The sequence below is a fragment of the Bacillus sp. FSL R10-2201 genome (assembly GCF_038008665.1).
GTDB classification, from domain to species: Bacteria; Bacillota; Bacilli; order Bacillales; family Bacillaceae_G; genus Bacillus_A; species Bacillus_A mycoides.
Map to the genome: position 1 here is coordinate 376,574 of NZ_JBBOZP010000001.1, position 14,966 is coordinate 391,539.

The following is a 14,966-nucleotide window of genomic DNA, read 5'->3' on the forward strand; positions in this document are numbered from 1 at the left end:
GGGAGAAGATGATGGCAGAGCAATTAATACCAATTCAGTGGAAAGATGATGCTTTAGTGTTATTGGATCAAACGGTATTACCGAACGAAGTAGTCTATGAATCTTTTAAAACGGCTGAGGGTGTGTGGGATGCGATTCAAGTAATGAAAGTACGAGGAGCGCCGGCAATAGGTGTTTCAGCAGCCTACGGTGTGTATTTAGGAGTAAAGGAAGTTGCGGAAAGTTCGGCGGAAGAATTCATAGCGGAAGTAAAAAAGGTATGTGCATACTTAGCGACATCAAGACCGACGGCAGTAAATTTATTTTGGGCGCTTGAAAGAATGGAAAGTGTCGCGAAAGAGAATGCTCACTTATCAATTGCGCAGTTGAAAGATAGATTATTAGAAGAAGCAAAAGAGATTCATAGAGAAGATGAAGAAATTAACCGTCAAATTGGAGAACATGCATTAACATTATTCCATGATGGCATGGGGGTATTAACGCATTGTAATGCAGGTGCGTTAGCAACGACTAAGTATGGAACTGCGACAGCTCCAATGTACTTAGCGAAAGAAAAAGGATGGGACTTAAAAATCTATTCCGATGAAACACGCCCTAGATTACAAGGTTCAACGTTAACGGCATTAGAACTGCAGCGAGCGGGAATTGATGTAACGGTCATTACAGATAATATGGCGGCAATGGTCATGTCACAAGGGAAAATCGATGCAGTAATCGTTGGATGTGATCGTGTAGCAGCAAACGGGGATGTAGCAAATAAAATTGGAACATTAGGTGTTTCGATTTTGGCTAAATATTATAACATTCCGTTTTATGTAGCAGCACCAACGCCGACAATTGATTTGAAAACACTGACAGGAAAAGAAATTCCAATTGAAGAAAGGGATGCTTCTGAAGTGATCAATCGTTTCGGACAATACTCTGCTCCTCAAGAAAGTAAAGTATACAATCCGGCATTTGATGTCACGCCATATGAAAATGTAACAGCGATTATTACGGAAAAAGGAATTGTGAGAGCACCGTTTATGGAGAATTTAAAAAAGCTATTTCAATAAGTAGATAGTTTTTAGAAAAATAGTCATCATAAGTTTCTTACTAGGGGGATGTATATGTTACTGCAAAAAGAAAGAGAAGAAGTTGTAGCGTACGGAAAGAAAATGATTTCTAGTGGTTTAACAAAGGGGACTGGCGGTAATATTAGTATTTTTAATCGTGAACAAGGTCTTGTTGCAATTAGCCCAAGTGGTCTAGATTATTATGAAACGACGCCTGAAGATGTAGTTATATTGAATTTAGATGGTGAAGTGATAGAAGGAGAGAGAAAACCATCAAGCGAATTAGATATGCACCTTATCTATTATAGAAATCGTGAAGATATAAATGCGCTTGTACATACACATTCTCCTTATGCGAAGACAATCGCATCATTAGGATGGGAACTTCCTGCTGTATCATATTTAATTGCTTTCGCAGGCCCGAATGTACGCTGTGCACCATATGAAACATTTGGTACGAAGCAATTAGCAGAGGCAGCTTTCGAGGGCATGATTGATCGCCGTGCAGTTTTACTTGCGAACCATGGTTTAATGGCCGGAGCGAATAATATAAAAATGGCGTTTACTATTGCAGAAGAAATTGAGTTTTGTGCTCAAATCTATTACCAAACGAAAAGTGTTGGGGAACCAAAATTATTGCCAGAAGACGAGATGGAGAATTTGTCGAAGAAGTTTGAAGGGTATGGACAGCAGTAAAATGAAATGAAAACACCCTCAAGAAAAAATCTTGAGGGTGTTTCTTACACTTTCTTAAGCAACAAATACATAAAGTAAGGTGCACCAATTAAAGCAACGACAATACCAGCTGGAATACCGCTAGGTTCGACGATATTTCGTCCAATTGTATCCGCTAGTAGTAATAACCATCCGCCGATTAAAACGGCGATAGGGATGAATATTTGATGCCTTGGACCTACTAAAGATTTGGCGATGTGAGGAGCCATAAGTCCGATAAAGCTAATGCCTCCTGTTACGGAAACAGCAGCGGCAGCAAGTGCAACGGCTGCGATTAATAAGTATCTTCGTTCTTTTTCAATTTCAATTCCAACACCGATTGCTACTGGCTCGTTTAATGCTAGTATATTTAATCTATTTGCCTTATAGAAAACAAATGGGATTAATACGATTAGCCAAGGAAGCATTGCTAAAACAAATGTCCAGTCATCTCCCCAAATGTTTCCGGCAATCCATTTAGCGATAAAGTCTACTTTCATACGATCTGCAGATGAAATAAGTACAATCATCGCGCCAGATAGTGCAAAGGAAAAACCGATGCCGGTTAATGTTAATCTTATTGGCTGAAGGCCTGTGGATTTGCTATATGAAAATACGTAAATTAGAACAGCTGTTAGAAACGCACCGATAAATCCAACGACTGGTAGTAGGTAAAGGAATGAACCTACGTCTATCGGGAAGTATAGAAAGAAAAAAGCAACTGCAACACCAGCACCAGCGTTAATGCCGAGAATACCAGGTTCAGCTAAATCGTTTCGGGTAATACCTTGTAATACAGCACCTGATAAAGCGAGTGCCATACCAGCTAATAATGTAATGACGATTCTAGGTAGCCTTAAAGAATATAAAACGAATTCTTCTTTAAATGAACCTTGTCCCATAAGTGTTGGGATTAATCTGTCATAGGAGAGAGCGGCAGAACCGAGCCCCATTCCAATTACAATTGTTGTGATGGTAAGTATGAGTAATGCAAGTATGATAAGGCGTTGTTTCTTTAGAATAGATTGCATCATGAGAAAGATCTTCCTCCTTTACGTACAATAAATAGGAAGAATGGTAATCCTACAATTGCGACGATTGCAGCAACTGGTGTTTCATACGGAGCGTTAATTGTGCGTCCGATTGTATCTGCGAGCAGCATAAAGGAAGCACCAGCGATCGCTGACATCGGTATAACAAAACGGTAATCTGGTCCAACGATTGGACGAACCATATGAGGTATCATTAAGCCGATAAATGCCATGTTTCCGACAAGCGCTACAGAAGCACCTGCAAGCAAGATAATAATGATAAATAAAATTGTTTTAATGACGATAATCTTTTGACCGAGTCCAACAGCAACTTCTTCACTGAAACTAAGAACTGTTAATTTCTTTGCAAGTAAGATAGCGATAAATATACTTATTGAAATAACCGGAATAATAATTTTTAATTGGCTCCAACTCGTTCCAATTACGCCCCCAGCCGTCCACATTGATACATCTTGTGAAATTTTAAAGTAAATGCCAACACCTTCTGAGATTGCAAGTAGAAATGCTGAAACAGCAGCACCAGCTAATACAATTCGAAGAGGGGAAAGTCCGCCCTTTTTCACCATGCCAATTCCAAATACCATAATAGCGCCAATTGCAGCACCGATAAAGCAAGCTAGTGTTAAGTAAAGATAGCTTATAGAAGGATTGAAGGCAAGTGTTAGTGCAAGTGCAGCATTTGCGCCACCAGTTAGGCCAAGTAATCCAGGATCGGCAAGTGGGTTTCGCGTTAATCCTTGCATAATTGCACCAGAAACAGCGAGTCCAGCTCCTACAAAAATAGCAGCAACTTCACGTGGTAAACGTATTTCACGAAGGATGGATAGCTTATCTCCTTTAGCAGAGGAAGTAAGTGCTAACCATACGTCTTTTATAGAAGTATCTGCAGCGCCTAACACCATTGCAAACATAAAAATAAGAAAGAATGCAATGATACTCAAAATTAATTTGTATGTAAAAGCGTTGGAACGTAGGTTGTCTTGCTCTTTTTTCATTCGTTTCACATCTTTTCTTTTCATAGAATAAAGGAAGAGGAATTCTTAAATTAAGAATTCCTCATGTTTGTATTATTGACCAAGAAAGCTCTTCTTGAAGAAGTCTAGTTGGAAATCTAATGTAAGTGGATCATTGAAATAGAATTCCATCATGTTTGCTTCATATACACGATTATTTTTTACTGCTGGAATGTTTTTATATGATTCTGTCTCTTGGAATGAGTTATCAGTATCTTTGTTTTTACTTACGATTAAGTAATCACCAGCAAACTCAGGTAATACCTCAGTAGATAATGCGTAGTATCCTTCTTTTAAAGCTTTTTCTTTTACTTTTTCAGGCATTTTTAATTTCATTTCTTGGTAAAGAATTTCTGTTCCACGGCCCCAGTTTTCGCCGTATACGTAAAGCTGTTTGTTGAAGTTTTCAACAACAGAAACTGTTGCATCTTCACCAATCTTCGCTTTAATGTCTTTTCCAGCTGTTTGTGCGCGTTTCTTGAAATCATCAACCCAAGTTTTTGCTTCTTTTTCTTTATTTAATAATTTACCGATTTCTAAGTGTTGTGTTAAGTAATCAACTTTTCCGTAAGTGTATGTTACAGTAGGAGCGATTTTCTTTAACTTATCAACATTTTTAATATTTGATAAACCAATGATTAAATCTGGATTTAATTCTGCAATCTTTTCAACATTTTCATCTGATACTTCAGCGACATTTTTCAGTTTGCTATCGAAACGTGGGTTTTGTTTAGACCATGAATCTACCCCAACAAGATTTACACCTAATGACATTACGTTACCAGCGAATGATGATAGGACAACAACACGTTGTGGATTTGCTGGAACTTCTACTTTACCATTTTCAGATTGGTATGTAATTGTTTCTGATTTCTTACCTTTTGCGTCGTTCTTCTTGTCTGTTGAACCGTTGCTACAAGCACTCATAACAAGGACGAACAGAACTGTTAGTGAAATAAATAATTTTTTCATCGTCTTTCTCCTTTTGATAGATGATATGTGATATACAATAAATTGTTTAGCTTTGATCTTTTGAAAAGTTAGTGGTAATACAAAAGTCTTATTAACAATCTTGAACTTGAGATTTTACCATGTAGTATTCACCATAGTAATAGAAGAAGATGTAATCTCACAGTTGCTAATAATTAACAAATTGATAATGATTATCACTATTGATTCTTTAAATACTATAATTTTATATAGGTGTATTGTCAATAGTGATTTTGATTGTAAAATTTATAAAAACAAGTTATATTTTATTGAGAATGATAATCAATTATTAGTAGCTGAGGAGTGACACGAATGAATCAAGAAGAATTGTTTGATGTAACTGTGATAGGCGGAGGACCTGCAGGGCTTTATTCAGCTTTTTATAGTGGACTAAGAGAGATGAAAACGAAAATAATAGAATTTCAACCACAGTTAGGTGGAAAAATACATGTTTATCCGGAGAAAATGATTTGGGATATTGGCGGATTATTACCGGTCACTGGTGAGAAATTAATTGAGCAACTTGTACAACAAGGATTAACATTTCAGCCTGAAGTTGTATTGAATACAAAAATAGAATCAATTATTCGTAATGAAGAGGGTATTTTTACGTTGAAAACAAGCTCTGGGGAAGAACATTTTTCAAAAACAGTGATCGTCGCAACTGGGAGTGGTATATTGAATCCACAAAAGTTATCAATTGAAGGTGCTGAGAGATTCGAAGTCTCAAATTTAAATTATACAGTTAAATCGTTAAAACGTTTCAAAGATAAAACGGTAATTATTTCAGGCGGAGGGAACTCTGCAATTGATTGGGCAAATGAATTAGAACCGATTGCGAAAAAAGTTTATTTAACATATAGAAAAGAAGAATTATCTGGTCATGAAGCACAAGTAAAACAACTTATGAACAGTTCGGCAGAATGTTTCTTTAATACATCGATTACAAAATTAATTGCTGGTGATAACCATGAAGCGATTGAATATGTAGAATTAACAAATCATGAAACAGGAGAGATTTCTCATTTATCTATCGATGAAGTTATTATTAATCATGGATATGAACGTGATATAACATTATTAGAAAATAGTGAGCTAGATGTTGCAATTATAGATAATTTTTATATTGCAGGTAATGCAAATAGTGAGTCGTCTGTAGATGGATTATATGCTGCTGGAGATATTTTAAAGCATGACGGGAAATTACATTTAATTGCAGGGGCATTCCAAGATGCTGGAAACGCTGTGAATAAAGCGAAACAATTTATTCAACCTGATGCAAGTGAGTACGGAATGGTTTCTTCCCATAATGAAGTATTTAAGAAGAGAAATCGAGAATTGATTAAGCAGATGATGAAATAATAAAGGAACAAGTATACCCCCATTTACATCTCTATTTCTATGGACGAGAGATACAAATGGGGTTTTTCCTGTTTACTATATTTTCAATCATTTTCATGACACCGTTTTCATTAGTTCATGTCATATGAATGTATTTCTATAAAAAGGGAACACAAAGACTTGAACATTTTATTTGTGAATATTTCCAGAGAACAATGAATCTATAGTTGGTTTGTGCGGACCATTATTAAATTATGCTGTCCCTTTTTCCTGTTCATTAGGAAATGGAATATTTAGTATAGACGCAATGTATTGTTTTCCATGTTTTCGAGCTAATGATTCTAATATTTGACGAACGCGTTTTGTAAGATGACCCTGTTTTTTTATAGACTCACAATATGCGTCATAGAAAACGTATTTAGCCCAAAGGAAATCATCTTGTTGGAATAAGAAATGATTTTTGTACCATTCGCCAATTGTATGATAGCAATTGTTTTCATGTACTGCTGCACTTTGTGAAAGAATACGATCGGATAAAGAATTAGATAGATGAGAAATTGTGTTTTCTGTTTCAACTTGTAATGTTTTTTCTAACATTGTAATGATGTGACGAGTAGCCATATGTTAACTCTCCTTTGTGTAAATGGGTAATACCATTCTATATTTAAAAAAATACTTACTATACTATTATACAATATATGGAATGCATCTACCTGCTTTTTAATTTGTATTTACAAAATCTTTTTTATTTGTTTACAAAAATAAAGTAAGATACAGTATATATATGAAAAAATAATAAAGGAATGAACACATTGTATATAACGATAGAAGAGGCTGCGGAGTATTTGAAATTACCAAAATCGTATGTTGAAGACTTAATTCAGCAAAAGAAAATTCGTGCACTGTTTGATGGAGAGCAATATTTAATAAACAAGGAACAGTTTAATACACATTTAGAACAAATGGAGAAATATAAGCAGTTAGTGGAAGAAATATTAAACGAACCAATTCCAGAAGATATGGATGTTAAAGACGAAGATTAAATTTATAAAAGCCCCCGTATTAAGATATGCAGAAATGTATCTTAATACGGGGGCTTTTTATATTAAGGGATGAAAAAGTCATCCGAAATCCCAGAGTTACTTTAAGGAAAAGAAGATTTTATAGGGATTAGTACTATTAGTTAAAAGCATATTTTTTTATACAGGGGACAAACATAGAGAACGTAACCTGTACAGATACATATACTATCAGTGCAAAAGCTTATAAATTAATGGAAGGGGTTTTCTCGTGAGTTTATTTCATTGGGATTTTTTGAAAGAATTAATTGGATCTTATGTAAGAGTAAACAGAGGTGGACCGGAATCTCAAAAAGGAATAATAGTGTCAGTATGTACGGACTACGTCGTATTACAGAATGAAAAAGGAGAGTACCATTACTACCAGCTTCGCCATCTGAAAAGCATTACAAAAAATACGAAAGATGGTGGGATAGGTGATTCTGTATGGTCGGAAGAAGACAGTGCAGAAGACTTTGAAACGCTACTTCAAGGCTTCAAATACCGCTGGGTGAAAATTAATCGTGGTGGTCCAGAGAAAGTTGAAGGTATTTTACAAGACGTTTCTTGCGATTATGTAACGTTAATTATAAAAGAAGAAGTGGTATTAATTGCACTATCTCATATTAAGAGTGTTAATTATAATGCACCAGTAAGTGGAGAGAATAGTGATGAGAGTAGCGATGAGAAAAGTAATGAAAACAGTAATAATTCAAGTCGCGCTCGTGCACAAAGACAATCAAGTAGAGGAAGATAATAAGAAAGGAGGGTACAAAATTGGAGAGTGTATTATGCTGTGATCAAATTAAAGGTTTAGTCGGTGAAAATGTAAAAGTAAATCTTCGCGGACCAGAAAGTAGAGTAGGTGTACTCGTATCATTAGGAAAAGATTACCTTACACTACAATTGCCTCTTGGAGAATTAGTATATTACCAGTTGAAACATGTGAAGAGTCTAGTTAGGAAAGTGAAAGAAGCACCGGGAGAATATGGTTCATATTTCTATGCTGATGAAGATACTTTTTTAGATGTATTAAATGACTTGAAGTATAAATGGATAAAGATTAATCGTGGTGGACCAGAGTGTGTGGAAGGTTTATTAAGTGATATACATGATGGAAGTATTACACTAGTAAACGGTGATGAGGTCATTTATATAATTAATTCTCATATTAAGAGTGTGAGTCAAATAGTTAAAAACAAAAAGAATGAAGAAGAATAATGTTTAATAAATAAAAGGGGCATTATGATTGAAAGTGAAGAACGATTTCATATTTTGCTGCAATAATTTCGCGGTATATGAAAAAGAATTCTTACTATTAAAAGACGGAACATTGCCCCTGATTATTTTTTTGAAATGGAAGACAGAAAAGCGCAATTTCATAGAAAGGAGGATATAGATGAATGAGTTAAACAAGAACATTGGGGAAAATATATACGTTAAATTAATCGGTGAAAGAAAGTTTAGAGGTATATTAATTGATGTAGGGAATGATATTGTTGTTCTTTACAATGGACAAGACTATGTATATATATCTTTATACCATATCCAATATTATAAATTTTTAAGAGAGCATGATGAAGAAATATTAAAGCCTGGTGTGGACTCTGTAATTAAGAGGGAATCACCTTCAATTTCTTTGAGAAAAGTATTAATCACATCTAAAGGGATTTTTACAGAAATTTATGTGGCAGGAAATGTTCCGATACACGGTTATGTTACAAGTGTAATGAACGATTATATTGTTTTTTATAGTCCAGTTTATAAAACGGTATATATATCTTTAAAGCATTTGAAATGGCTAATTCCTTATAAAGAGAACCAAGTCCCTTATTCCCTCAATAAAAATGAACTCCCCGTAAATCCATTAAATATTACTTTAGCGAGAACGTTCGAAGAACAGCTTATTAAAATGTCTGGGAAAATTATGGTGTTTGATTTAGGTGAAGAATCTAACAAAATCGGAAAGATGGCGAAAATTGATGAAGGGCATATTGAAATATTAAAAGCACGTGATGCAAAAATGTATGTAAATATTCAACATGTAAAATCTGTCCATTGTCCGTAGACTAGTTGAGAGGGCTGGCTTTTTCTTTTATATATAGGGAAGAAAAGGTCGAGCCTATTTGTTTAATTCGATTTGGATATGAGGGGGAAAATGAATTGAATATCATATAGGTATGTTAGTGTGATCTTTGAAGGGGCAATCTTGTACTAAAGGTGTACGAGCTACCTTTTTGTGTATTCAACTCACTTTTGAGGAAGTGCTGCTCAACTACTTTATTAAAGGGGTTTTGTTTGTGGAGCAGTTTCCAGATTCGTTTTCGATTACATTACTTGGCAGTGCGGGTGGAGCAGCAAAAGCAGTGTTAGCAATTTTGAATCAAGCGGTAGTAAATGAAAAAGATCCAATTTATGAAGTGATAAAGAATGTGAACTTCCATTTGGTGGATATAAAACAAAAAGATAAAAGTTATTATGATGAGTTGTTTCCAAATTTGAAAGAGCAATTTTTTTTATATGAAATAAACCTTCAAGATGTAGTCAAATTTAAACATCATTTAAAGGAAAAAAGAACGAAGGTTGTTATTGATGTTTCAGGTGCAGATACAATTAGGGTACTGAGTTGTTGTAATGACCTTGGCATTTGTTATATTAATTCGGCTTTGGAAAATGAGGCAGTAGATCAAGACGATAGTTTACTTGGTTTTCAGCTTACGGAAAGGTATACGAGGTTTGAGAAGGAGAAAGAAACATTTACAAATACAAGAGCGATTATAGGCTCAGGTATGAATCCTGGTGTTGTTCAATGGATGGTTGTTGAGCTTATGAAAGAACGTCCAAATGAAAAGCCGCGAGCATGCTATATTGTAGAACATGATAATTCATTTTTGAATGATAAAGAGCTTATAAAACCTCATACACTTTATGCATCATGGGCAGTTGAGCGTTTTCTTGATGAAGCGATATGGAGTTATCCTATGTATATGAGTCATCATCGTCCACTTTACTTTTATGAGGATGTATATGCTTCAGAGTATAAAGTAAAGTTAGGTGAAAAAGAATTTTATGGTTGCTTAATGCCACATGAAGAAGTTTTAATTTTAGGGAAATCTTTTAATATGGAAGTGGGTTTTCTTTATCGGATCAATGAGTATACAACAAACTTAATTAGACAGAACTTAGACAAAGTGGAAGATTTATGGAATTGGAATCGTAAAGTATTTAATCCAGCAGAAGATGATATTATAGGAGAAGATTTAGTCGGTGTGTTACTCGTTTATGAACATAATGAGACATACATGTATAATGTAATGAATAGTAGCCAAGTTTTTCAAAAATATAAAACAAATGCGACGTACTTCCAAGTAGGGTGTGGAATTTATGCTGGCTTATGTAGTTTACTGTTAGATACTTTTGGACAAGGCGCTTATTATGTAGAAGAATTATTATTAAATACTGAAAGTAAGTATGGGGAATATTTAAATTTATATATGAAGGATTTTGTAGTAGGACATAATAATTTCACAGATGGATTGCTAAATGATAGGGTAAGATGGATATAAATTGTAACTGAAAAGGAAGGAGATGTATCTCCTTCCTTTTAGTATTAGAAGGTTACATGTTGCCCTGAAAGCAATTTCATAATTATAATTTAAAGAGATAACACTTGAAATGTTTTTTTGTATTGATCAAGAGGAGTTTTTATATGAACAAATACAAGAGCTTGATTTATGAAGAAAGAGAAGCTTTAAAAGTATTTATATTATTATTCTATATTATATTATTTTTATATGACGTTATCTATTATTTTATTTATCCCGCTATGAATATTAATGAAGCAAGGGTAGGGTGGCCAGAAGGTGGTATGGGAATAGGTGTATATATATTAGTAATATCTTTATTTCCTATTTCAATATATCTTCAAAAACAAGGTTATGTATATTTTGTGAAATACTTATTTTTAATTGGGTATATGCTTATTGATCTTATTAATAACTTAATGATTTATTTACACAGTGATCGTGTTTTTGAAAATGGAAATATGGTTGAAATATTTTTAATTTTATTTGCACCGATTTTCGTGAACAGAAAATATTTTTATTTCGTGTCCTGTAGTGTAATTGGAAAATATGTATTTTTTACTTTGATATTACAAGATGTAAAAGTTGTGATTCCGCTTGTATTATGTATATTCTTTTTCATCATTTCGCATTCTTTATTAAAGAGATTTCAATCTTATGTAAGGACAGTTGTTGAGATGATGAACAGTATGGAAGAGACAGAAAATTTAGCGGTTATTGGGACTATGTCTACAACAATCGCTCATGAAATTCGAAATCCATTAACAGCTTTAAAAGGATTTACACAAATTCAAAAAGAAAGAAATCCTGAAGATACGATGAGCTATGAGATTATGCTGCAAGAAATTGAGAGAATTAATGGGTTTGTTAGTGAATTGATGTTATTAGGAAAACCGAAACCAACAAATTATGAATGGTGTAATATAGGGGAAATCCTTTTATATGTTGTACAGTTAATGGAAAGCTATGCGACTCAATATAAAGTGAAATTTAATTTGCAAGTAGATGGAAATTTACCCGTTATAAATGGTGATGATAAGCAATTAAAACAAGTGTTGTTAAACATCATCAAAAATGGAATTGAATCGATGCCAGGAGGCGGGAATATTCAGATTCTGGCATATGAAAAAGCTGGAGAGAACTTGTGTATTTCTGTTGAAGATCAAGGTCTTGGGATAGAAAATGAGAAAATAGAAAAGATCGGAAAAGCTTTTTATACAACAAAAGAGAATGGTACAGGTCTTGGATTAATGATTACATATAAAATTATTGAAGAACATCAAGGGAGTATCGCGATTGAAAGTAGTATGGGGATAGGAACGAAAGTGGAAATTTATTTACCAACAGTGTAGTGCATTAGACGAAATTACTTTTCAGAAAAGTGTTCTTGTTGTGTAAATATAAACATTTTATAAAATGTTTCAAGAAGGGTTTTTTTTATAAAAAACTTCGTTTATAATGGAGGAAAATATCGACATAGAGCTTTTAGCTCATGTAACGGTTCAGTAGTGTTATGAAAAGAAAAGAAGGGGTGCACGCGCATCCTTTTTTCTATGCGGATATGATGAAAGGGGTGGTATGATGGAATTAACATTAAATTCGACTGTATGTTTACACACGATTCAATTTCGAAAAGAGCAAAAGAACTATATTGTAAAAGATACGATTACAGGAGAGACATATGAAATGCCGCCACTTTGGATTGATGCACTAGCAATGATGCGTGACGGTTTTTTATTGGGAGAAATTGAGGAGAAATTAAAAGAAGAATATCCAGCAGAAGAAGTAAATATGGTAGCATTTACGAGGCAACTGTTAGAGCTAGAACTTGTCGAAATGGTAGATGGAGAAGAGATAGCTTGTACAAAGAAGAAAGATAAAGATTATTTAGCTTGGATACGACCAAGGGTGGAGCAATTCTTTTTTAACTTAAATAAAAAATATAAAAGCAAAGGTCAAAAGTGATCTTTGCTTTTTTTGTAGACCATGTTTAAAAAATAACAGCGAATGCCCTTGCGAAAGCACCGTCACTATTTTTAATTTTTAAAGGTGCTGCTGAGAAAAAGAATCGTTTAGCTTTAATGGCATCTAAGTTTGTTAAGTTTTCAATTAAGTAAATATTATTTCCTAACAGTATGTGATGAATCGGTGATGTTTCTGTCGTTACCTCATCAGGAGAAATAAAATCTAAACCGACAGATTTTACTTTTAATTGAACTAGTTCTTCAGCTAATTCTTCGGAAAGATAAAACGCTTCTTTCTCATAAGCTTCGGTATTCCATTTATTAGATAGATTGGAATGGAAAATGACAATATCGCCTTCTTTTATGTCGACAGTATGTAATACTTCCTTAGGTAATTTTCGCTCTTGAACATGAGTCACATCGATAAGAACAGCTTCGCCTACAAATTGATTTAGGGGTAATTGATCAATAGTGGTTGCGCCTGAAATGAAATGAGCAGGCGCATCACAATGCGTACCAACATGAACGACAGAATGAAAATTCGTAACTTGATAACCTGTTTCTTCAACGCTTGTAATGGCTTCTAGTTGGATTTTTGGTGTTCCAGGAAATTGAGACATATTATTTTCAAACGTTTGTGATAGATCAATTACTTTCATTTTACATACCTCCAATATATTTTTTTCAAATAATAAAAAGCCCATCCTTCATAATCAAGAAAGATGAGCTTTACATACTAGTTGAGTTTTATCTTCCAAAATGCAATGCATTTTGCAGGAATTAGCACCTATTCAGTTTGCATAAACTGAGGTTGCTGGGCTTCAAAGGACCGGTCCCTCTGCCTCTCTTGATAAAGGTTTATTCGATTTTAAATTCGGAATATTCGCGATATTTAAATTGTAATTCATTTCCTTTTTTCGCGCAATACAAATTAGGTGTTCACCCAAATAAAGTTGCTCGCATATTGTAGCTTATGTAAGTAGACTGTTGCGAAGGAGTGAGTGCAGTGACAGGGAATGTATTAAATTATTATGCCGGTGGAAATACAGCTAGAGGATTTCACAGCTTATACGAAGAGAATTTGAAGGGGCTAGACAGGTTGTTTATTTTAAAGGGAGGCCCAGGAACGGGAAAATCTTCTTTAATTAAGGCAATAGGTCGTGAATGGGTTGAAAAAGGATATGATATTGAACTTTTGCATTGTTCTTCTGATAATAAGTCAGTTGATGGGGTGATTATTCCGAAATTAAAAGTAGGAATTGTTGATGGAACATCACCGCATGTTATTGAGCCGAAAATGCCAGGAGTTATTGAAGAGTATATAAATTTAGGAGTTGCTTGGGACTCAGATAAATTAAGAAAGCAGAAGTTAGAAATTGAACGGTTTGTATTAGAAGCGGGCAAGGCTTTCAAATCTGCTTACGGATGTTTTAAAGAGGCGTTAGTTATACATGATGAGTGGGAGAAAATATATATTAATAACATTGATTTTAATAAAGCAAATGAACTAACAGAACAGCTAATTCAGAAATTATTTGCAGATAAAAAGGGAGAACAATCGATTGTGAAACATCGTTTTTTAGGAGCTGCTACACCGAAAGGAGCAGTTGATTTTGTTCCTAATTTAACAGAAGGATTACCACATCGTTATTTTATAAAAGGACGCCCGGGTTCTGGAAAATCAACAATGCTTAAAAAGTTATCGAAGGCAGCAGAAGAAAAAGGTTTTGACGTTGAAGTATATCATTGCGGGTTTGACCCGAATAGTCTTGATATGGTTATCGTAAGAGAATTAGGATTTGCAATTTTTGATAGTACCGCACCACATGAATATTTTCCAAGTCGCGAAGGTGATGAGATTATAGATATGTATACTCTTATTGTTAAACCAGGGACGGATGAGAAGTATGCTACAGAAATTCGTGACGTTTCCATTCAATATAAAACAAAAATGAATGAGGCAATGTCTTTCTTAGCAAAAGCAAAATCAGTTCGTGATAAATTAGAACGAATTTATATTGCTGCTATGGATTTTTCAAAAGTGGATGCATATAAAGAGGAAATTCAAAAAGAGTTTGAACGAATTACTGCTACTGTAATTGAAAAGAAAAAATAAGTGCTTTATTGAGCTGTCAGAAATTGTCTGACAGCTGTTTTGGTATATAGTAAAATTAGTCGTATATTTGTCGAATTCC

The 14,966-nt window shown here is 34.2% G+C and carries 16 protein-coding genes and 1 riboswitch; of the genes, 11 read left to right on the forward strand and 5 right to left on the reverse strand.

Annotated elements, in window-relative coordinates; genetic code table 11:
- The first annotated feature begins 11 nt into the window (after positions 1-11).
- A complete protein-coding gene (gene mtnA, locus NSQ69_RS01995; protein ID WP_002124936.1) occupies positions 12-1,055 on the forward strand; it encodes an S-methyl-5-thioribose-1-phosphate isomerase in 1,044 nt (347 codons plus the stop codon).
- 54 nt (positions 1,056-1,109) lie between these two features.
- Complete coding sequence (locus NSQ69_RS02000) at positions 1,110-1,751, forward strand: L-fuculose-phosphate aldolase (RefSeq protein ID WP_002010177.1); 642 nt, start codon at positions 1,110-1,112, stop codon at positions 1,749-1,751.
- Between the two features lie 44 nt (positions 1,752-1,795).
- On the opposite strand, the gene NSQ69_RS02005 is transcribed toward NSQ69_RS02000, so the two are convergent.
- The 3 genes from NSQ69_RS02005 to NSQ69_RS02015 are packed head-to-tail and all read right to left on the reverse strand — an operon-like array spanning position 1,796 to position 4,806.
- Positions 1,796-2,803 (reverse strand): FecCD family ABC transporter permease, encoded by a 1,008-nt coding sequence (locus NSQ69_RS02005; RefSeq protein WP_002191791.1) that lies wholly within the window; start codon positions 2,801-2,803, stop codon positions 1,796-1,798.
- Positions 2,800-3,840: a FecCD family ABC transporter permease gene (locus NSQ69_RS02010; RefSeq protein ID WP_002029518.1), complete on the reverse strand. Its 1,041-nt coding sequence runs from the start codon at positions 3,838-3,840 to the stop codon at positions 2,800-2,802. Before NSQ69_RS02010 ends, NSQ69_RS02005 begins: the two co-directional genes overlap by 4 nt.
- A 48-nt stretch (positions 3,841-3,888) precedes the next feature.
- Positions 3,889-4,806 (reverse strand): iron-hydroxamate ABC transporter substrate-binding protein, encoded by a 918-nt coding sequence (locus NSQ69_RS02015; protein ID WP_000732562.1) that lies wholly within the window; start codon positions 4,804-4,806, stop codon positions 3,889-3,891.
- Between the two features lie 330 nt (positions 4,807-5,136).
- Here NSQ69_RS02015 and NSQ69_RS02020 point away from each other — a divergent pair, with 330 nt between their 5' ends.
- Positions 5,137-6,186 carry an NAD(P)/FAD-dependent oxidoreductase gene (locus NSQ69_RS02020; protein WP_002124939.1) on the forward strand — a complete coding sequence of 350 codons (1,050 nt, stop codon included), beginning with the start codon at positions 5,137-5,139 and terminating at the stop codon, positions 6,184-6,186.
- Positions 6,187-6,417: 231 nt separating this feature from the next.
- On the opposite strand, the gene NSQ69_RS02025 is transcribed toward NSQ69_RS02020, so the two are convergent.
- Entirely contained in the window at positions 6,418-6,786 is a 369-nt protein-coding gene (locus NSQ69_RS02025; RefSeq protein ID WP_002029521.1) for a hypothetical protein, read from the reverse strand.
- Between the two features lie 182 nt (positions 6,787-6,968).
- Between NSQ69_RS02025 and NSQ69_RS02030 the strand changes: the two genes are divergently transcribed.
- From NSQ69_RS02030 to NSQ69_RS02060, 7 genes are all read left to right on the forward strand, one after another.
- Complete coding sequence (locus NSQ69_RS02030) at positions 6,969-7,208, forward strand: helix-turn-helix domain-containing protein (RefSeq protein ID WP_002029523.1); 240 nt, start codon at positions 6,969-6,971, stop codon at positions 7,206-7,208.
- A 247-nt stretch (positions 7,209-7,455) separates the two neighbouring features.
- Complete coding sequence (locus NSQ69_RS02035) at positions 7,456-7,980, forward strand: hypothetical protein (protein ID WP_002029525.1); 525 nt, start codon at positions 7,456-7,458, stop codon at positions 7,978-7,980.
- Between the two features lie 20 nt (positions 7,981-8,000).
- Positions 8,001-8,444 (forward strand): hypothetical protein, encoded by a 444-nt coding sequence (locus NSQ69_RS02040; RefSeq protein WP_002029527.1) that lies wholly within the window; start codon positions 8,001-8,003, stop codon positions 8,442-8,444.
- Positions 8,445-8,622: 178 nt separating this feature from the next.
- A complete protein-coding gene (locus tag NSQ69_RS02045; RefSeq protein ID WP_002029528.1) occupies positions 8,623-9,291 on the forward strand; it encodes a hypothetical protein in 669 nt (222 codons plus the stop codon).
- Positions 9,292-9,523: 232 nt separating this feature from the next.
- A complete protein-coding gene (locus tag NSQ69_RS02050) occupies positions 9,524-10,789 on the forward strand; it encodes a hypothetical protein (RefSeq protein WP_002016709.1) in 1,266 nt (421 codons plus the stop codon).
- A 143-nt stretch (positions 10,790-10,932) separates the two neighbouring features.
- Entirely contained in the window at positions 10,933-12,159 is a 1,227-nt protein-coding gene (locus NSQ69_RS02055) for an ATP-binding protein (RefSeq protein WP_002186822.1), read from the forward strand.
- A gap of 229 nt (positions 12,160-12,388) precedes the next feature.
- Positions 12,389-12,772, forward strand: a complete 384-nt coding sequence (locus NSQ69_RS02060) for a hypothetical protein (protein WP_033708170.1) — start codon at positions 12,389-12,391, stop codon at positions 12,770-12,772.
- Positions 12,773-12,797: 25 nt separating this feature from the next.
- Here NSQ69_RS02060 and NSQ69_RS02065 read toward each other — a convergent pair whose 3' ends face one another.
- Positions 12,798-13,430 (reverse strand): cyclase family protein, encoded by a 633-nt coding sequence (locus NSQ69_RS02065; protein ID WP_002091277.1) that lies wholly within the window; start codon positions 13,428-13,430, stop codon positions 12,798-12,800.
- An 85-nt stretch (positions 13,431-13,515) separates the two neighbouring features.
- A riboswitch (SAM riboswitch) is annotated at positions 13,516-13,628 on the reverse strand.
- A gap of 149 nt (positions 13,629-13,777) precedes the next feature.
- On the opposite strand from NSQ69_RS02065, the gene NSQ69_RS02070 reads away from it, so the two are divergent.
- Complete coding sequence (locus NSQ69_RS02070; protein ID WP_078422397.1) at positions 13,778-14,887, forward strand: PRK06851 family protein; 1,110 nt, start codon at positions 13,778-13,780, stop codon at positions 14,885-14,887.
- Positions 14,888-14,966: the final 79 nt, after the last annotated feature.